A 15,637-nucleotide genomic window follows, 5' to 3' on the forward strand; every position below is an offset into this window, starting at 1 on the left:
TCAAGCAGTGACAAGCGCCACCACGGCGTCGATCTCGACCGCCGCCCCGAGCGGCAACGCCGGGACGCCGACGGCGGCGCGCGCGTGCTTGCCGGCCTCGCCGAAGATGTCGACCATCAGGTCCGAGGCGCCGTTGACCACCTTCGGCTGGTCGGTGAAGCCCGCGTGCGAATTGACGAACCCGCCGAGCTTGACGATCCGTTCGACCTTGTCGAGCGAGCCGAGCGCCGCCTTGAGCTGAGCGAGGATCATCAACCCGCAAGCACGCGCCGCGCGGATTCCCAGCTCCAGCTCGACGTCCTCGCCCAACCGGCCGGTCACGAGCTCGCCATCGATGAACGGCAACTGGCCCGAGACGTGGGCGACGTTTCCGAGCGTGACCACGGGCACGTAGCTGGCCACCGGGGCAGCCGCTTTTGGCAGGGTAATGCCGAGTTCCGAGAGGCGTTCTTCGATGCTCATTCAGGACTTTCCATGCAAAGTTTCGAGGAGCCAGGGCAAGGCGTCCTGCCAGGTGTCGAGCCGGGCATGGGCGTGACCCTGCTCCAGCGCGCAAGGAATGTGCGGCGCAATCGCCGGTTCCCCGCAAAAATGCAGCCGCGAGATATCGGGCAGGACCTCGCCGGCGCTGGCATGGTGGACTGCGAGATCGTCGATGAACACCGCCCGCGACGGACCGAACTCGTGGACAATGCGGCGCAGCGCCTCGCCCTTGGGGCCCTGGTTGGTGAACACCCGCGCCTCGATGCCGTGATCGCGCAGCTGCTCTGTCCGGGCCGACGCGAAGCGATCCGAAAGGTTGGTGAGGATGACGACGTCGGCCTCGCGCTGCAGTTCGGCGAGCGCTGCCGCCGCCCCTTCGATCGCGGTCTGGCGCGACATTTCGGTGTCGAAGAACTCGGTCAGCAGGCGCCACAACTCGGCTTCCTCGACCGGTTCGCCGCTGGCGCTGTAGCTTACCGACTGGGCGAAGGGATTGCCCTCGAGCCGGAACTCGATTCCGTGGTCCTCGCCGAGCCAGTCGCGGAAATGCCGCACCATGTGCAGCAGGACCTCGTCGCAGTCGCTGACAACCAGGGGGCGGCTCATAGGGCAAGCGCCTCGCGCGCTGCGGCAACCTGCGCGGGCGGAAGGTCGATCGCCTCGGCCACGGCCATAAGATCGGGCTCGTGCGCGCAGAGGAAGTCGAGGACCGAGAGCTGGACTTCGCGGCTGGCAATACGCTCGCGCAGGATCTCCGGCGTCAGCCCGGTGAGATCGAGGAACCGCCGCGCCCGCCTTTCTTCCTGCAACAGCGCTGCGAGCGCCTGCAGGGCGATCCCGGCGGGGTCGGTGGGAACGGTGCGGCGGTTATGAATTGTCAGTTATCCCTTGGTTCGCTACAAGTTATCCACAGACCGGCGTGGGCAAGCCGGCCGTTCGGGGGCGTCAATGACGAAGAGAATCCTCGTTGTCGAGGACAACGACCTCAACCGCAAGTTGTTCTGCGACGTGTTGCAGGCAGGCGGTTTTTCGGTCGAACCATGCGCCGACGGGGAAAGCGCGATCGAACGCGCCAGGGCCTTCGTCCCGAACCTCGTCATCATGGACATTCAGCTGCACGGCATTTCCGGGCTCGACCTGATCGCCGTAATCAAGCGCGACGTGGAGCTGCGCGACATCCCGGTTCTCGCCGTGACGGCCTATGCAGGCAAGGGCGACGAGGAGCGGATTCGCGAGACCGGGGCCGAGGGATACCTTGCCAAGCCGGTGTCGATCGGGCCGTTCATGACCGCGGTCAAGGGCCTACTCGAGCGCACCCCGCCACGCCCCCTGCACGCTTGACATTTCGGCGTCGAGACCGCTTGTGCGGGGCATGAACCGCACCGAAGTCGAGCAACGCATTCGCACCCTGATCGAACCCTTCAACAAGAAGGGCGTCGAGATCGCGGAAGGCACCACCTTCGCCGGAGATCTTGAATTCGACAGCCTGACCGTGATGGATTTTGTCGCCGCGATCGAGGACGAGTTCGACATCATCATCAGCATGAACCAGCAGGCCGAGATCGAGACCTGGGGCCAGTTGGTCGATGCCGTGTGCAAGCTGGCGGGCGACTGAGGCGCATCGTGAGCGAGGGAATCAGCCAGCCCGACGCGCCTGCCGAGCGCGAAGCGGTCGCGTCGCCGCCGAGCGGCGACCTGTTCAGCAAGTTCGACCCGCTGATCAAGCAGCGCAACGACCTGCTCGCCAGCGGCGTCGAAGACCCGTTCAACCTGGTGATGGAGAAGGTCCTCTCGCCGACGAGGGCGGTGTGCAACGGGCGCGAGACGATCCTGCTCGGCACTTACAACTACATGGGCATGACCTTCGACCCGGACGTGATCCAGGCTGGCAAGGATGCGCTCGACAACTTCGGTTCGGGCACAACGGGCAGCCGCGTTCTCAACGGCACCTACCAAGGGCACAAGGAAGTCGAGCAGGCGCTCATGGACTTCTATGCCATGGACCACGCGATGGTCTTCTCGACCGGGTACCAGGCCAACCTCGGAATCATCTCAACGATCGCCGGCAAGGGCGACTACGTCGTGCTCGACATCGACAGCCATGCCTCAATCTACGACGGCTGCGCGATGGGCAGTGCCGAGATCGTGGCGTTCCGCCACAACGACATCGGGGCGATGGAGAAGCGGCTCAAGCGCATTCCGGAAGGGGCCGGCAAGCTGGTGGTGCTCGAGGGGGTCTACTCGATGCTCGGCGACGTCGCGCCGCTCAAGGAGATGGTCCGCATCGCCAAGGACAACGGCGCGATGGTGCTGGTCGACGAGGCGCACTCGATGGGCTTCATCGGCGAGCACGGGCGCGGCGTGGCCGAAGACCAGGGCGTGATCGACGATGTCGACTTCATCATCGGCACCTTTTCCAAGAGCGTCGGCACGGTCGGCGGCTTCTGCGTGTCGAACAATCCCAAGTTCGAGATCCTGCGGCTGGTCTGCCGGCCCTACGTCTTCACCGCCTCGCTCCCCCCCAGCGTGGTGGCGACGGCCGCGACCAGCATCCGCAAGCTGATGCACGGCTCCAACAAGCGCGCGCACCTGTGGGAGAATTCCAAGACCCTGCACGGCGGGCTCAGGAAGCTCGGCTTCACGCTCGGCACCGAGACGCCGCAGAGCGCGATCGTCGCGGTGATCATGCCCGATCTCGAGAAGGGCGCGGCGATGTGGGAGGCGCTGCTCAAGGAGGGCCTCTACGTCAACCTGGCGCGGCCGCCGGCAACCCCGGCGGGCATGACGCTGCTGCGCTGCTCGCTGTGCGCCGAGCACTCGGCCGACGAGGTCGAGACCATCCTCGGCATGTTCGAGCGCGCCGGCAAGGCCATCGGCATCATCTGACCCGGCCTTGAAATCGCCTCGCGGCCTCGTATCTTAGCGCACGCTAATTTACTCACGGTCGAGGATTCCCAATGCCGCTGCAGACTGTCACTCCCGCCGAAGCCCGGCGCATCGTTGCCGAAGGCGGACGGCTGGTCGATATCCGCTCGGCGGGCGAATTCGCCCGCACACGGGTGCCGGGGGCGGAGAATCGCCCGGTCGGCGCCCTCGCGCCGCTCGGCGGCGAGGGGCCGGTGGTGTTCATGTGCCGCTCCGGCATGCGCACTTCGGCCCATGCCGACAGGCTCGGCGCGTGCTGCAGCGAAGGCTACCTGCTGATCGGCGGGCTCGAAGCCTGGCGCAAGGCCGGGCTGCCGGTCGAGGAGGACCGCCGCCAGCCGCTTGAGATCATGCGCCAGGTGCAGATCGCCGCCGGCTCGATGGTCGTGCTCGGAGTGCTGCTCGGCTTTGCCCTCTCGCCGCTGTGGTTCGGCCTCAGCGGCCTTGTCGGGGCCGGGCTCGCCTTTGCCGGGGCGAGCGGGTGGTGCGGCATGGCCCAGCTGTTGGCGCTGATGCCGTGGAACCGCCGCGCCGCCGCGGGGACGCGTTCGCCCGGCTAGCCGAGGCTTTCCAGCGTGGCGGCGGAGCATTTGTCGCCGGGCGAATCGCCGCCGCCGCCGAAGTGCACCGCGAGGTAGAACCCGCCGACCACCAGCACCACGAAGCCGATCGTCACCAGCCCGAGATACTTGTCGATGAAGCGCTTGATCGGCGCGCCGAACACCCGGAACAGCACGCCGACAATCATGAAGCTGATCGAGCGGCTGACGATGCTGGCGAGCACGAAGGTCCCGAGGTTCATGCCGATGAAGCCGGCGGTGATGGTGAGCAGCTTGAAGGGGATCGGCGTCGCGCCCTTGATCATGATGATCTCGGCCCCGTACTCGCGCAGATAGCAGGCCGCGGGGGGGAAGCTGTCGGTCAGATGCAGCAGCGCCAGCAACTGGCGCCCGACCGTGTCGTAGAGCAGCGCGCCGATGGCATAGCCGAGCAGCCCGCCGGCGACCGAGGCGAAGGTGGCGACTGCGGCATAGCGGATCGCCTTCTTCGGTTCGGCCAGACACATCAGCCCGAGCAGCGGGTGCGGCGGGACGGGGAAGAAGCTCGCCTCGATGAAGGCGAACAGCGCCAGCCACCATTCGGCATGGCGATGCGCGGCCTTCTCGAGCGTCCAGTAATAGAGCTTGCGCAGCATATCGGCCCCGTAATCCCTCCGCGTTTCCGCGCGGTTAAGCGAGCGCGCGAACCGCCGCAATCGAAATGATTTAACCTGTTTGGCACTTTTTGATTGACAGCGTGACGCTGTTTGGTTAGAGAAGAAGAACATCGCGATGGTGTGATTCGAAAAGGGCGGCCCGGAGAGGGTCCGCCCTTTTTCGTTTCGGCATCGCCCCCTTCCCGGAGACTTCCAGATGAGCCCGCGCAGCAAGCCGCGCCGCAAGGCGCACACCAAGATTCGGCCCGAGCAGAAGACCGGCGAAAAGCCGAAACTCAACCGCCATTGGCGGCGGCTGTTTCTCGACACCCTTGCCGACACCTCGAACGTGACGGCCGCCGCGAGGATGGCGGGAATCAATCCGGCGCGCGCGTACAAGGTGCGGCGCAGCGAGGCGGAATTCGCCCGCCAATGGACCGCCGCGCTGATCGAAGGCTACGAAAACCTCGAGCTCGAGACGCTCAACCGGCTGCGCCACGGGACCGATAGCGCCGGGCCCCGGTTCGACGTGGGCGCGGCGCTGCGCCTGCTGACGCTGCATCGCGCGTCGATCGTGCGCGAACGCGCCCGCGACGACGATGCCGACGAGGAGGCCGTGCTGGCCGACCTCAACGCCCGGCTCGAAGCGATGCGCATCGCCGACGAGGCGCTGGAAAACCTGCGGCCGAAGCGCAGCGCCGGTGCGGACTCTGAGCGCCCATGATCGGGACGGTCGGTCTGATCAACTGGCTGCGCGGGCTCGACGACACCGGCAGACGGAACCTGGTGCGCCGTCTGCCGCGCCGCGAACGGGCCATCCTGCGCCACGCCTGGCCGCTCTGGGGGCGAAGCGCGCAGACCGCCCCGGCCGGCGACTGGTACTGCTGGCTGATCTGCGCCGGGCGCGGGTTCGGCAAGACTCGGGCCGGGGCGGAGTGGGTCCGCGCCGTGGCGCGGTCCGATCCGGCCGCGCGCATCGCGCTGGTCGGGGCGACGGCGAGCGAGGTTCGCTCGATCATGGTCGAAGGCGAAAGCGGCCTGCTCTCGGTCATCCCGGCAGCCAAGCGGCCCGAGTACGAACCGTCGCTGCGCCGCATGACCTTCGCCAACGGCGCGCAGGCGTTTCTCTATTCGGCCGGGGAGCCGGAGAGCCTGCGCGGCCCGCAGCACAGCCACGCTCGCCGGCCAGGCCCAGAAGGAGTTCTACATCAACGAAGCGCATGCCCGGATCGATGCGCTGCTCCACCCCGCCTGCGAGGGCGAGGCAGTCTCGCCCCCCGCCTCGCCGGCCGATGGAGACGCCTGGCTCGTCGGCTCCGGTGCCACCTCCGAGTGGACCGGCGAGGACGGCAAGTTGGCGAGTTGGCAGGCCGGCGCCTGGCTCTTCACCGCGCCGAACGACGGCATGCAATTGTTCGACCGCTCGACCGGACAAATCCTGCTCTATGCAGGCGACTGGCAGAGGCCTGTCGCGCCTTTGGCACCAAACGGAGGCACGAATGTGGACAGCGAGGCGCGTGCCGCTATTTCCGACCTGATCGCCGCGCTGGTCGCCGGCGGTATTCTTGCAGCAAGCTGAGGACAAGGAGCTTCGGCTTCGTTACTGCGTTGTGCTAGGAAACGCCCAGGAGATTGCCATGCCCCCGACCCGCATACTCGCGATCGCCGCTCTCGGTCTTGCCATCACCGGCTGCCAGTCGATCCAGGATGTGCCGACTGAGCGCATCGGCTCGGCCACGCTGCACTTTGCCAATGGCCTTCCGGCCGGAACGGCGCAACTTTACGGCAGCGGAACGCAGGTCAACATCTCGGTGGCGCTCGCCGGTTTTTCGCCGGGCGTCCACGGCATCCACCTGCATGCGACGGGTCAATGCGATGCCCCGGCCTTCACCTCGGCTGGCGGGCATCTCAACCCCGGCGGCAAACAGCACGGAATGGACAATCCCGCGGGTTCGCACCTGGGCGACTTGCCCAATGTCACCATCGGCGCGCAAGGCGCGGGCACTGTCAGTGCCACACTGAAAGGCTCGCGCGCCGAAGTCCTGGCTGACATCTTCGACGGCGACGGTACGGCAATTGTGGTCCACTCGGGCCCCGACGACTACAAGACCGATCCTTCGGGCAACTCCGGTTCGCGCGTCGCCTGCGGAGTGTTCAGCGCGTCCTAGCCGAGTTCGGGCCGCGCCGCGTACTCGAGACCGTCTTCCAGGCCCGCTTCGGCAAACCCCTTTAGCCGCAGACGGCACGAATCGCACAGCCCGCAGGCCCGGCCGTCAGGCGCCGGATCGTAGCATGACCAGCTCCACGCAGAATCCAGGCCGAGCCGCGCCGCCTCGGAGGCGATTTCGGCCTTGCCGAGATGCTGTAGCGGTGCATGGATCGTGAACGGCGCGCCCTCGATTCCGGCACGGGTCGCCAGCCGCACGGTTTCGGTGAAGCTGGCGATGAATTCCGGGCGGCAGTCCGGATATCCCGAATAATCGAGGGCGTTGACGCCGATGAAAATGTCGCTGCTGCCGTGCGCTTCGGCAAACCCGGCGGTCAGCGAAAGAAAGATCAGGTTGCGCGCCGGCACGTAGGTGACCGGGATGTCGCCGCCAACGCCGCCCTTGGGCACGTCGATGTCATCGGTCAGGGCTGACCCGCCGAACTTGCGCAGGTCGAGCGGCAAGATGACGTGACTGGCAACCCCCAGCTCGGCGGCAATGTGTTGCGCCGCCTCGATCTCGCGGCGGTGGCGCTGGTTGTAGTCGATGGTCAGGGCATGAAGCGTAAAGCCGGCTTCGCGGGCGAGCCCGGCGGTGACCATCGAATCGAGGCCTCCGGACAACAACACGACTGCGCCGGGACCAACGCCGGCCTGCTTTTCGCTACTAGTGTTGCTACTCATGTCGTTCGGCTAGGCGCAGCGCGCGCGCCCGGCAAGCCCGGGGCACGGCGCTAGTCTTCGATCTCGAATTCCCGCGAGCAGAACGCGCAATCGACCCGAATGATGCCGTGCTCGTCGCGCATGTCCTGCCGGTCTTCCTTGGGAAAGCGCGCCAGGACTTCCTCGAAATGGACCACCGAGCAACGGCATCCGCGGCAAAGCCAGGCGCCCTTCTCGACCCGCACCTCGTTTTCCTCGTGGAACAGGCGCCAGACGAGCGCTTCGAGGCCGAGTTCGGGATCGACCAGTTCGTCTTCGCGTGTACTACCGGCAAGGACCGCAACATGCTCCCATTCGGGGTGGTCCATCCGCACGTGTAGTCTTTCGCGCCCCTCCTCGCCTTCCGCCAGGTGCTGGATCAGCAGCCCCCCGGCAATCGAGCCGCCATGACCGGGCCGCACTGCGGTGCGCAGGATTGTCGGCACTTGCTCGCTCTGGGCAAAGTACTGCTCGACCGCTTCGGTGAGCGAAGCCCCCTCGAGCGGCACGATGCCCTGGTAACGCTGGCCGGTGGTGGCCAGATCGAAGGTAATGGCGAGATGGCCGGCGCCGAACAGCTGTTCGAGCGAAGGCGTGGCGCCCAGTTCGACCAGCTCGTCCGCATCGTGCTGGAGGTAGCCGCGCAGCTCGCCGTCGCGGTAGTCGCACACCAGCAGGCTGATCGCACCCTGGTCCGCCTGCGCCTGCATGGTCAGCTGGCTCCCGTCGCCCTTCAGCAACGCGCCCATGAGCGCGGTGACCACCAGCGCTTCGCTCAGTAACTGGCGCGCCACCGGCGGATAATCGTGCGCTTCGAGGATATCCTCGAGCACCGGGCCGAGACGCACAATGCGCCCGCGCGCGTTGCGGTCGGTCAGAGTGAATTGCAGGATCCGGTCGAAGCCGGTCTCGTCGGGATTCAAATCGTCGTCGCTCATCGCCTGCCCATATGGGGCGGATCCGATGGGATGGAAGGCGAGTTCAAAGCTTTCCGAAGCACCACAACAGAATCGACTTCTGCGCGTGAATGCGGTTCTCGGCCTCGTCGAATACGACCGATTGCGGTCCTTCGAACACGCCCTCGCTCACTTCGTCGCCGACGTGCGCAGGCAGGCAGTGCAGAAAGCGCGCGTCGGGCCGGGCCTTCGCCAGCAACGCTTCGTTGACCTGGAAAGGAGCCATCGCCGCCAGCTTATTGTGGGTGTGCTCCTGCCCCATCGAAACCCAGGTATCGGTGACCACGATGTCGGCGCCGGCTACCGCTTCGGCCGCGTCGCGGGTCAGGGTGACTTGCGAGCCGGCCTGGCGCGCTACGGCCACGAACTCGTCGTCGGGCTCGTAGCCGGCGGGCGTGCCGATGCGGACGTTGAACTTCATCAGCGCCGCGGCCTCGAGGATCGAGTGCAGGACGTTGTTGCCATCGCCGAGCCAGGCCACTTCGAGCCCGGGCAGCGCCTTGCCCTGCTCGATGATCGTGAGCAAGTCGGCGACGATCTGGCAGGGGTGCGAACGGTCGGTCAGACCGTTGATGACCGGCACGCTGGCATTGCGCGCCATCTCGGCAGCCTTGGCATGATCGTCGGTGCGGATCATGATCGCATCGACCATCCGGCTGAGCACGCGCGCGGTATCGGCGATGGTCTCGCCGCGGCCGAGCTGGCTGGTGCCCGAATCGAGGATCACCGAGCTCCCCCCGAGTTGGCGAATGGCGATGTCGAAGCTGACACGCGTGCGGGTCGAGCTCTTCTCGAAGATCATCCCCAGGACATGGCCGGCAAGCGGCACATCGGCATCCGCCTTGCCTTTCGGCCATCCGGCGCGCGCGGCCTTGCGGTCGATCGCGTCGTTAATCATCGCGGCGATGGAATCGCCGCCCGCATCGCTCAGGTCGAGGAAATGCCGCGCGGCCATCGTCAGGATTCCGGCGGCTGGTAGTCGGCCGCGCCGGCCGAGAGCTTGTCGAAGAACTCGTCGATTTCGGCATCGCCGATGACCAGGGGCGGCAGCAGGCGCAAGGTCTGGTCGCCCGCGGCGACGGTGAGCAGCTGGTGGTTGTCGCGCAGGTGCTGCATGAATGGCCTCGGCTCGACCGCCATGCGGATGCCGAGCATCAGGCCCTTGCCGCGCACACCTTCGAACAGCTCGGGGTAGTTGCCGATAAATTGCTCCAGCCGCGTGCGCAGCCGTTCGCCCTTCTCGCGCACAGAGGCCAGGAACTCGTCGTTGGCCACGGCATCGAGCACCGCCATGCCCGCGGCCATCGCCAGCGGGTTGCCGCCGTAGGTCGAGCCGTGAGTGCCAAAGGCCATGCCCCGTGCGGCCTTCTCGCTCGCCAGACAGGCCCCGAGCGGGAACCCCCCGCCGATACCCTTGGCCACCGCCATGATGTCGGGGACGACCCCGGCCTGTTCGTAGTAGAACATGGTCCCGGTCCGCGCGACGCCGCACTGCACCTCGTCGAATACCAGCACCAGATCGTTTTCGTCGGCCAGCTCGCGCAAGCCTTGGAGGAATTCGTCGCTGCCGGTGCGGATGCCGCCTTCGCCCTGGATCGGCTCGACCAGGAACCCGGCCGTGTGCGGCCCCATCGCTGCCTTCGCGCCCTCGAGATCGTTGAAGTCGACGTACTTGAAGCCGGGCAGGAGCGGGTTAAAACCCTTGTGCATCTTCTCCTGGTTGGACGCACTGATGGTCGCCATGGTCCGCCCGTGGAACGCATTCTTGAAGGTGATCAGCTCAAACTTCTCGTCGTCGCCGGCGTGTTGGTGATAGGCGCGCGCGGTCTTGATCGCGCATTCGACCGCTTCGGCGCCGGAGTTGGTGAAGAACACCGTATCGGCAAAGGTCAGGTCGACAAGCCGTTGCGCCAGCGCTTCGCCCTGGGGGCTGCCGTAGAGGTTGGAGACGTGCATCAGCGTCGCGGCCTGGCGCTGGATCGCCCCGATCAGGCCTTGATGGCTATGACCCAGTAGATTGACCGCAATGCCGGCGGCGAAATCGAGATAGCGAGTGCCGTCCTCGTCGATCAGGTGGCAACTTTCGCCGCGCACCGGCCGCACGCCGCACCGGGGGTAAACGGGCATGAGCGGGGTGATCGACATGGCTGGAATCCTTGCAACTGGAATAGACAAAAACGCGTGAACGACAAATGGCGGCCCTTACGGACCGCCATTTGCAACCGTTTATGCTTGTGCGTTGACCCGGTCAAATGCCGGGTCCGGCGCGGATCGGTCAGCCCTGAACGGGCACAAGGTTGACCGCCGAGTACTTGCCTCGTCGATCGACCTCGAGATCGAATTCGAACCGGTCGCCTTCGTTGATCCCGGGCAGGCCCGAGCGCTCGACCGCGCTGATGTGGACAAAGGCATCTTCCTTGCCGTCATCGCGGGTGATGAAACCGAAGCCCTTCATTGCATTGAAGAACTTCACCGTCCCGGTTGCCTTTTCGCCGGTCAGCTCGCGCTGCGGGGCTCGGGGCGCCACAGCAATAACGTCGCCGACGACCTGCAGGTCGGCAGCGGAGATCTTGCCCCCACGGTCGACGAGATTGAACTGCAGTTCCTGGCCTTCGGCCAGCCCCTCCAGCCCGGCGCGTTCGACCTGGCTGATGTGGACGAACACGTCCTCACCGCCCTCGTCACGCTGGATGAAGCCGAAGCCCTTCTGCGTGTTGAAGAATTTCACCTTGCCCTGGCCGGTTCCGACGACTTGCGCCGGCATTCCGCCGCCGCCGCCCTCGCGCGGGCCGCCGCCGCCACCGCCGCGGAAACCGCCGCCACCGCCGCGCGGTCCGCCGAAGCCGCCACCACCGCCGCGGTCGCCGCCAGCGCGGTCATTGCCGCCCCCCCAGCGATCGCCACCGCCATATGCCGGCGGACCATTATCCATGAAGGGATCGAAACCTTCTTCGCCGAACCCATCCCGCTTGTCGCGCCCCTTGCCGCGACGACCTCTGTCGTAACCCATCTAACGAACGTACCTTCGCTTCGCCCTCATTTCACCCCCGGCGGCGCGGACGAGGCGACACCGAGTGCCATGCGGAGGCCCCTCCTCCGCAAAAGTAGGGTCCGCTTATAGCTCAAAAAGCTCCGTGTGCGAACGATTTAAGAATCCGGCCTCGCGGAAGCGCGGCGCAGGCCTTCGTCAGTCAGCTTGCCAGGCCGGCGTAGTCGGGCCAGACAACCGAGCATGGACATCTTTGCACTGCTTGCAGATCCCGCGGCCTGGTTGGCCCTGCTTACCCTGGTGGCGCTCGAGATCGTGCTCGGAATCGACAACCTCGTGTTCATCGCCATCGTTTCCAACAAGTTGCCGGCGGAGCAGCGGGCGCAGGCCAGGCGGATCGGCCTGGCTCTGGCTCTCATCATGCGCATTGCGCTTCTTCTGCTGATTGGCTGGCTTGTGACGTTGCGGACCCCACTGTTCGACCTCGGCCTCGCCGGCGGCCCCGGCCCCAACGGTGAGCCGACGTTCGAGACCGCCTTTTCGGGCCGTGACCTGATCCTGCTGGTTGGCGGACTGTTCCTCCTGTGGAAAGCGACCAAGGAAATCCATCATGCGATGGACGTCGAAGGCGCCTCGGGCGAAATTCTCGACAAGGACGTGTCGCTCGGGGGGCTCGGCTTCACCGCCGCGATCGTCCAGATCATCGCGCTCGACCTCGTCTTTTCGGTCGATTCGATCCTCACCGCGGTGGGGATGACCGACGAAATCCCCCTGATGGTCGCCGCTGTCGTCATAACCGTGACGATCATGCTGTTCGCGGCCGATCCCCTGGCCCGATTCATCGAACACAACCCGACGCTCGTCATGCTCGCGCTGTCGTTTCTCGTCATGATCGGCTTCGTCCTGATCGCCGACGGCTTGGGATTCCATGTGCCCAAGGGGTACATCTACGTCGCAATGGGCTTTTCGGTCATGGTCGAGCTGCTAAACATGCGACAACGCAATCGGCGCGTTCGGCGCAGGACAGAATAGGCAAGACGATGAGCGATTTCCGCACTCTGTCGGACTCGATGCTGGCCAGTCCGCAAATCACCCCTTCGGATCTCCAGGATGCGAAGGAGCAAGGCGTGACTCTGGTCGTCAACAATCGGCCCGAAGGCGAAAGCCCGGACCAGACCCCGGGTGCGGAGATCGAAGCGGCGGCGCGCGCCGCCGGGCTGCAATACCGTGCAATTCCCATCGATCATTCGGGCTTCTCGCTGTCGCAAGTGGCGGCGATGGACGAGGCTTTGACGGCAGCGGAGGGAAAGGTCCTGGCCTATTGCAGGTCGGGCACGCGTTCGACCTTCCTGTGGGCTCTCGCCCAAGCCCGCCGCGGCACCGCGCCGGCCGCGCTCGTCGCCACGGCCTCGGCGGCCGGATACGACATCTCGCCGATCGCGGGCATGTTGCAACAGCTTGCGCAGGCGCGCAGCACCTGAGCCATGGCTGCGGCGCTCTGGCAATTCGCCGGTTCGCTCGTCGCTGTCGCGTCGCTGACCTGGCTGGCGTTTCGATTCGGGTTTTCGGGCCGACCGCAATTTCACGACGGCGCTGAGGCGGAACGCCTGGCCGACGAAATCTCGGGAGGTTTCCGACCGGTTGCGACCCTTCTGTCGGCCTCCCGCAGCGCGGCGCTGCTGCGCGACGAGGACGACCGGCTGGCGCTCGTCGCGCCCAGCGGGGCGCATTTTGTTGTCCGCCTGCTTTCGCCCAGTTCAAGCATAGTTCGTCGCTCGGATCTGCTGGAAGTCCGCGACGGCAAGGTTACAGGTGAATTCTCGGTCGACGCCGAGATGCTAGAGTGGGAGCGGGCGTTGGCTCGTTTAAGATAGCCGGCATGCCGCACTTCGACCCGCTGCCCTACGCGGTCCCCGTCTTCATAGCGCTGATCGCGATCGAGCTTGCCTGGTCGATTCGCAGCGGCAGGCAGCAAGCATACGAGGGCCGCGACACCGCCGTCTCGCTGGCGCTGGGACTGGGCAGCACTGTTGTCGGTGCGCTCGCGGCGGGTGCCGTAGCAACGATGCTGGTGTGGGCGCATCGGCTGGCGCCATGGGAAATTGGCTGGGCGTGGTGGGCATGGCCGCTCTGTTTCGTTCTCGACGACCTCGCCTATTATTGGTTTCACCGCTCGGCCCACCGCGTTCGCTGGTTCTGGGCATCCCACGTCAACCATCACTCGAGCCAGCACTACAACCTGTCGACGGCGTTGCGGCAGACCTGGACCGGCTTTCTTGCACTGGCATTCGTCTTTCGACTTCCGCTCGCCGCAATAGGCTTCGAACCGGGCATGATCCTGACATGCGCCGCCTTCAACCTGATCTATCAGTTCTGGATCCATACCGAGGCCATCGGCCGCATGCCCGCTTGGTTCGAGGCAGTGATGAACTCACCGTCGCACCACAGAGTTCACCACGCCAACAATGCGCGGTACCTCGACCGCAATTACGCGGGGACGTTCATTGTCTGGGACAAGCTGTTCGGGACATTCGAGCCCGAAACAGGGACAGAAGCCATCCGGTACGGAATCGTACGGCAGCTCGGAAGCTTCAACCTGTTCGAGGCGGCGTTCCACGAATGGATTGCCATCGCCCGCGATGTCGTGTCCGCACCCTGGCGTCACAAGCTGTCGTACCTGTGGCGCGAACCCGGCTGGAGCCACGACGGCAGCCGGGAGACCTCGGACGCGATTCGGCGCCGCCGTGGGCTGCATAAACCCTCGGGCTGAAGCTCGAGACCGCGGCCGAAGGAGCGCCATAGGTGCCGAGGCCGAGCAAGGTTGCTGCAGCTACCGATGCAGTCAAAGAAAAAGGGGCCGGAGGATCGCTCCTCCGGCCCCTTCTCGTTTTCGGTGGGGAACCGCTTAGTTGCCCGAACCGGGACCGTAAGTGATTTCCACGCGGCGGTTCTGCAGTTCGCGCACACCGTCGGCGGTGGGCACGCGCGGCATCGATTCGCCGAACGCCTGGCTGGTGATCGCCGAGGCGGGGACACCGTGGCCGGTGAGGTAGGCCTGCACCGACTCGTTACGACGGGCAGAGAGACCGACGTTGTACTTGGCCGAACCCGAACGATCGGCGTGACCGGCGAGCATGATCGGCACGTTGCGGCAATTGCCGTACGCAGTGATCGCGCTGTCGAGGATCGTCGCAGCTTCCGGCGTGATGTTCGACTTATCCCAGTCGAAGAACACGATGTACGGACCCTTGTTGCACACCTGGGCCGGCGGCGGCGGAGGCGGCGGGGGAGGCGGAGGCGGCGGCGGCGGCGGCGGCGGAGGCGGAGGCGGCGGAGGCGGCGGCGGAGCGGCCGCACCACCCAAGTTGGCGATCAGGCTGACCGAGAACGAATGAACGGCCAGCTCGGTCTGATAACCGCGCTGGGCAGAGTCGCGCATGTTGAACCTGTTGGTATTCAGGTACTTGTACTTCAGGCCGAGTTCGGCTTGATCGGTAACCGGAATACGAACAGCTGCGATCCCCTGATAAGCCCAGGCTGAATCGCTATCCTTAATATAGGTGTTGTTCGGAGTCGCCTGGAACTGGCTGGACAGCAAGGCGCGGCCAGCACCGGCGCCGATCGAAAGACCGACACCGTTGTTACCGCCGAGATCGAACAGGGCATTAGCCATGACCGTGGTGACGCGCGACTCGCCGGCGAGCTTGTAGCTTCCGGTATCGAACGGAGCCACGGTGTTAAGCAGCGGCGCGCCCAGCACCCCAGCGGTCACGCTCTTCGGGTCGAACTCGTAATAGGTCACTTCGCCTTCGGTGCGGATCGCACCCCAGTCGTAACCGATGAAGGCGCCGAGATCGAAACCATCGTCTTCGAAGACCTTGGTGCCGTCTTTGAAACCGTTGTTGATGACGTTGTGGTTTTCCGGATCGGCGTAACCGATGTCGGCGCCAAAATAGGCCTGACCATCTCGGGCCAAGGCCGGGGTGGCCAGGGCAGTGGCTGCTACAGCCATACCTAGGGCAATCTTTCGCATGGGACCTCCTTCAAAAAGCCGTGCGCTTATTGGCTACAATTTGCCAAATTCATAAAACGTCGAACCGAGCGGTCACCCTACAGGTTCCCTCCCCAAGGACAAAGCCTTCAGTTCAACTCAACATATTCAACGCCAGTGTTTTCGTTCC

The 15,637-nt window shown here is 65.4% G+C and carries 21 protein-coding genes and 1 pseudogene; 12 read left to right on the forward strand and 10 right to left on the reverse strand.

Annotation, left to right across the window (positions count from 1 at the left end):
- Genes Q7I88_RS02030 through Q7I88_RS02040 form a run of 3 tightly spaced genes read right to left on the reverse strand, consistent with a single transcriptional unit; the run spans window position 1 to window position 1,292 of the window.
- The gene (locus Q7I88_RS02030; protein WP_305097373.1) at window positions 1-462 is read right to left on the reverse strand and encodes a RidA family protein; all 462 of its coding nucleotides are present in this window, start codon (window positions 460-462) and stop codon (window positions 1-3) included.
- A complete protein-coding gene (locus Q7I88_RS02035; RefSeq protein WP_305097374.1) occupies window positions 463-1,089 on the reverse strand; it encodes an HAD family hydrolase in 627 nt (208 codons plus the stop codon).
- On the reverse strand, window positions 1,086-1,292 hold the full coding sequence (locus Q7I88_RS02040; protein WP_305097375.1) for a DUF3572 family protein: 207 nt from the start codon (window positions 1,290-1,292) through the stop codon (window positions 1,086-1,088). The genes Q7I88_RS02035 and Q7I88_RS02040 overlap by 4 nt, the downstream gene beginning before the upstream one ends.
- 139 nt (window positions 1,293-1,431) lie before the next feature.
- Here Q7I88_RS02040 and Q7I88_RS02045 point away from each other — a divergent pair, with 139 nt between their 5' ends.
- The 4 genes from Q7I88_RS02045 to Q7I88_RS02060 all read left to right on the forward strand — a co-directional run bounded on the left by Q7I88_RS02045 (window position 1,432) and on the right by Q7I88_RS02060 (window position 3,968).
- Window positions 1,432-1,824 (forward strand): response regulator, encoded by a 393-nt coding sequence (locus Q7I88_RS02045; protein WP_305097376.1) that lies wholly within the window; start codon window positions 1,432-1,434, stop codon window positions 1,822-1,824.
- 31 nt (window positions 1,825-1,855) lie between these two features.
- Window positions 1,856-2,098, forward strand: coding sequence for an acyl carrier protein (locus Q7I88_RS02050; RefSeq protein ID WP_305097377.1), 243 nt, complete (start codon window positions 1,856-1,858; stop codon window positions 2,096-2,098).
- Window positions 2,099-2,118: 20 nt separating this feature from the next.
- Complete coding sequence (gene spt / locus Q7I88_RS02055) at window positions 2,119-3,369, forward strand: serine palmitoyltransferase (protein ID WP_305098647.1); 1,251 nt, start codon at window positions 2,119-2,121, stop codon at window positions 3,367-3,369.
- 71 nt (window positions 3,370-3,440) lie between these two features.
- Window positions 3,441-3,968, forward strand: coding sequence for a rhodanese family protein (locus Q7I88_RS02060; protein ID WP_305097378.1), 528 nt, complete (start codon window positions 3,441-3,443; stop codon window positions 3,966-3,968).
- Here Q7I88_RS02060 and Q7I88_RS02065 read toward each other — a convergent pair.
- On the reverse strand, window positions 3,965-4,603 hold the full coding sequence (locus tag Q7I88_RS02065; protein ID WP_305097379.1) for a YqaA family protein: 639 nt from the start codon (window positions 4,601-4,603) through the stop codon (window positions 3,965-3,967). The genes Q7I88_RS02060 and Q7I88_RS02065 overlap by 4 nt on opposite strands.
- Before the next feature lie 217 nt (window positions 4,604-4,820).
- Here Q7I88_RS02065 and Q7I88_RS02070 point away from each other — a divergent pair, with 217 nt between their 5' ends.
- From Q7I88_RS02070 to Q7I88_RS02085, 4 genes and pseudogenes are all read left to right on the forward strand, one after another.
- Entirely contained in the window at window positions 4,821-5,327 is a 507-nt protein-coding gene (locus Q7I88_RS02070; RefSeq protein WP_305097380.1) for a hypothetical protein, read from the forward strand.
- Window positions 5,324-5,764, forward strand: a pseudogene (locus Q7I88_RS02075) (terminase large subunit domain-containing protein); the annotation flags it as partial. The gene Q7I88_RS02070 and the pseudogene Q7I88_RS02075, both read left to right, overlap by 4 nt.
- Window positions 5,765-5,810: 46 nt before the next feature.
- On the forward strand, window positions 5,811-6,182 hold the full coding sequence (locus Q7I88_RS02080) for a DUF2793 domain-containing protein (RefSeq protein ID WP_439648398.1): 372 nt from the start codon (window positions 5,811-5,813) through the stop codon (window positions 6,180-6,182).
- 58 nt (window positions 6,183-6,240) lie between these two features.
- Complete coding sequence (locus tag Q7I88_RS02085) at window positions 6,241-6,771, forward strand: superoxide dismutase family protein (protein WP_305097381.1); 531 nt, start codon at window positions 6,241-6,243, stop codon at window positions 6,769-6,771.
- On the opposite strand, the gene queC is transcribed toward Q7I88_RS02085, so the two are convergent.
- The 5 genes from queC to Q7I88_RS02110 form a co-directional block, all read right to left on the reverse strand.
- A complete protein-coding gene (queC, locus tag Q7I88_RS02090) occupies window positions 6,768-7,493 on the reverse strand; it encodes a 7-cyano-7-deazaguanine synthase QueC (RefSeq protein ID WP_305097382.1) in 726 nt (241 codons plus the stop codon). The genes Q7I88_RS02085 and queC overlap by 4 nt on opposite strands.
- A 50-nt stretch (window positions 7,494-7,543) precedes the next feature.
- The gene (gene hslO, locus Q7I88_RS02095) at window positions 7,544-8,449 is read right to left on the reverse strand and encodes an Hsp33 family molecular chaperone HslO (protein WP_305097383.1); all 906 of its coding nucleotides are present in this window, start codon (window positions 8,447-8,449) and stop codon (window positions 7,544-7,546) included.
- 43 nt (window positions 8,450-8,492) lie between these two features.
- Window positions 8,493-9,422 carry an ornithine carbamoyltransferase gene (gene argF, locus Q7I88_RS02100; RefSeq protein WP_305097384.1) on the reverse strand — a complete coding sequence of 310 codons (930 nt, stop codon included), beginning with the start codon at window positions 9,420-9,422 and terminating at the stop codon, window positions 8,493-8,495.
- Window positions 9,423-9,424: 2 nt separating this feature from the next.
- Window positions 9,425-10,612 carry an aspartate aminotransferase family protein gene (locus Q7I88_RS02105; protein WP_305097385.1) on the reverse strand — a complete coding sequence of 396 codons (1,188 nt, stop codon included), beginning with the start codon at window positions 10,610-10,612 and terminating at the stop codon, window positions 9,425-9,427.
- Window positions 10,613-10,742: 130 nt separating this feature from the next.
- Entirely contained in the window at window positions 10,743-11,477 is a 735-nt protein-coding gene (locus Q7I88_RS02110) for a cold-shock protein (protein WP_305097386.1), read from the reverse strand.
- Between the two features lie 222 nt (window positions 11,478-11,699).
- Between Q7I88_RS02110 and Q7I88_RS02115 the strand changes: the two genes are divergently transcribed.
- From Q7I88_RS02115 to Q7I88_RS02130, 4 genes are read left to right on the forward strand one after another with little or no spacing between them, the layout of a single operon-like run.
- Window positions 11,700-12,488 carry a TerC family protein gene (locus tag Q7I88_RS02115; RefSeq protein WP_305097387.1) on the forward strand — a complete coding sequence of 263 codons (789 nt, stop codon included), beginning with the start codon at window positions 11,700-11,702 and terminating at the stop codon, window positions 12,486-12,488.
- Between the two features lie 8 nt (window positions 12,489-12,496).
- The gene (locus Q7I88_RS02120) at window positions 12,497-12,937 is read left to right on the forward strand and encodes a protein tyrosine phosphatase family protein (protein WP_305097388.1); all 441 of its coding nucleotides are present in this window, start codon (window positions 12,497-12,499) and stop codon (window positions 12,935-12,937) included.
- A 3-nt stretch (window positions 12,938-12,940) separates the two neighbouring features.
- Window positions 12,941-13,330, forward strand: a complete 390-nt coding sequence (locus Q7I88_RS02125) for a hypothetical protein (protein WP_305097389.1) — start codon at window positions 12,941-12,943, stop codon at window positions 13,328-13,330.
- Window positions 13,331-13,335: 5 nt separating this feature from the next.
- Window positions 13,336-14,226 carry a sterol desaturase family protein gene (locus Q7I88_RS02130; RefSeq protein ID WP_305097390.1) on the forward strand — a complete coding sequence of 297 codons (891 nt, stop codon included), beginning with the start codon at window positions 13,336-13,338 and terminating at the stop codon, window positions 14,224-14,226.
- Window positions 14,227-14,361: 135 nt separating this feature from the next.
- On the opposite strand, the gene Q7I88_RS02135 is transcribed toward Q7I88_RS02130, so the two are convergent.
- Window positions 14,362-15,489, reverse strand: coding sequence for an OmpA family protein (locus Q7I88_RS02135; RefSeq protein WP_305097391.1), 1,128 nt, complete (start codon window positions 15,487-15,489; stop codon window positions 14,362-14,364).
- Window positions 15,490-15,637: the final 148 nt, after the last annotated feature.

The organism is Croceibacterium aestuarii (assembly GCF_030657335.1).
In the GTDB taxonomy this organism is placed as follows: Bacteria; Pseudomonadota; Alphaproteobacteria; order Sphingomonadales; family Sphingomonadaceae; genus Croceibacterium_B; species Croceibacterium_B aestuarii.

Coding starts and splice junctions, on each gene's coding strand:
- Q7I88_RS02030 (WP_305097373.1), bottom strand. CDS start 462: ATGAGCATCGAAGAACGCCTCTCGGAACTCGGCATTACCCTGCCAAAA.
- Q7I88_RS02035 (WP_305097374.1), bottom strand. CDS start 1,089: ATGAGCCGCCCCCTGGTTGTCAGCGACTGCGACGAGGTCCTGCTGCAC.
- Q7I88_RS02045 (WP_305097376.1), top strand. CDS start 1,432: ATGACGAAGAGAATCCTCGTTGTCGAGGACAACGACCTCAACCGCAAG.
- Q7I88_RS02050 (WP_305097377.1), top strand. CDS start 1,856: ATGAACCGCACCGAAGTCGAGCAACGCATTCGCACCCTGATCGAACCC.
- Q7I88_RS02060 (WP_305097378.1), top strand. CDS start 3,441: ATGCCGCTGCAGACTGTCACTCCCGCCGAAGCCCGGCGCATCGTTGCC.
- Q7I88_RS02065 (WP_305097379.1), bottom strand. CDS start 4,603: ATGCTGCGCAAGCTCTATTACTGGACGCTCGAGAAGGCCGCGCATCGC.
- Q7I88_RS02070 (WP_305097380.1), top strand. CDS start 4,821: ATGAGCCCGCGCAGCAAGCCGCGCCGCAAGGCGCACACCAAGATTCGG.
- Q7I88_RS02085 (WP_305097381.1), top strand. CDS start 6,241: ATGCCCCCGACCCGCATACTCGCGATCGCCGCTCTCGGTCTTGCCATC.
- queC (WP_305097382.1), bottom strand. CDS start 7,493: ATGAGTAGCAACACTAGTAGCGAAAAGCAGGCCGGCGTTGGTCCCGGC.
- hslO (WP_305097383.1), bottom strand. CDS start 8,449: ATGAGCGACGACGATTTGAATCCCGACGAGACCGGCTTCGACCGGATC.
- argF (WP_305097384.1), bottom strand. CDS start 9,422: ATGGCCGCGCGGCATTTCCTCGACCTGAGCGATGCGGGCGGCGATTCC.
- Q7I88_RS02105 (WP_305097385.1), bottom strand. CDS start 10,612: ATGTCGATCACCCCGCTCATGCCCGTTTACCCCCGGTGCGGCGTGCGG.
- Q7I88_RS02110 (WP_305097386.1), bottom strand. CDS start 11,477: ATGGGTTACGACAGAGGTCGTCGCGGCAAGGGGCGCGACAAGCGGGAT.
- Q7I88_RS02115 (WP_305097387.1), top strand. CDS start 11,700: ATGGACATCTTTGCACTGCTTGCAGATCCCGCGGCCTGGTTGGCCCTG.
- Q7I88_RS02120 (WP_305097388.1), top strand. CDS start 12,497: ATGAGCGATTTCCGCACTCTGTCGGACTCGATGCTGGCCAGTCCGCAA.
- Q7I88_RS02125 (WP_305097389.1), top strand. CDS start 12,941: ATGGCTGCGGCGCTCTGGCAATTCGCCGGTTCGCTCGTCGCTGTCGCG.
- Q7I88_RS02130 (WP_305097390.1), top strand. CDS start 13,336: ATGCCGCACTTCGACCCGCTGCCCTACGCGGTCCCCGTCTTCATAGCG.
- Q7I88_RS02135 (WP_305097391.1), bottom strand. CDS start 15,489: ATGCGAAAGATTGCCCTAGGTATGGCTGTAGCAGCCACTGCCCTGGCC.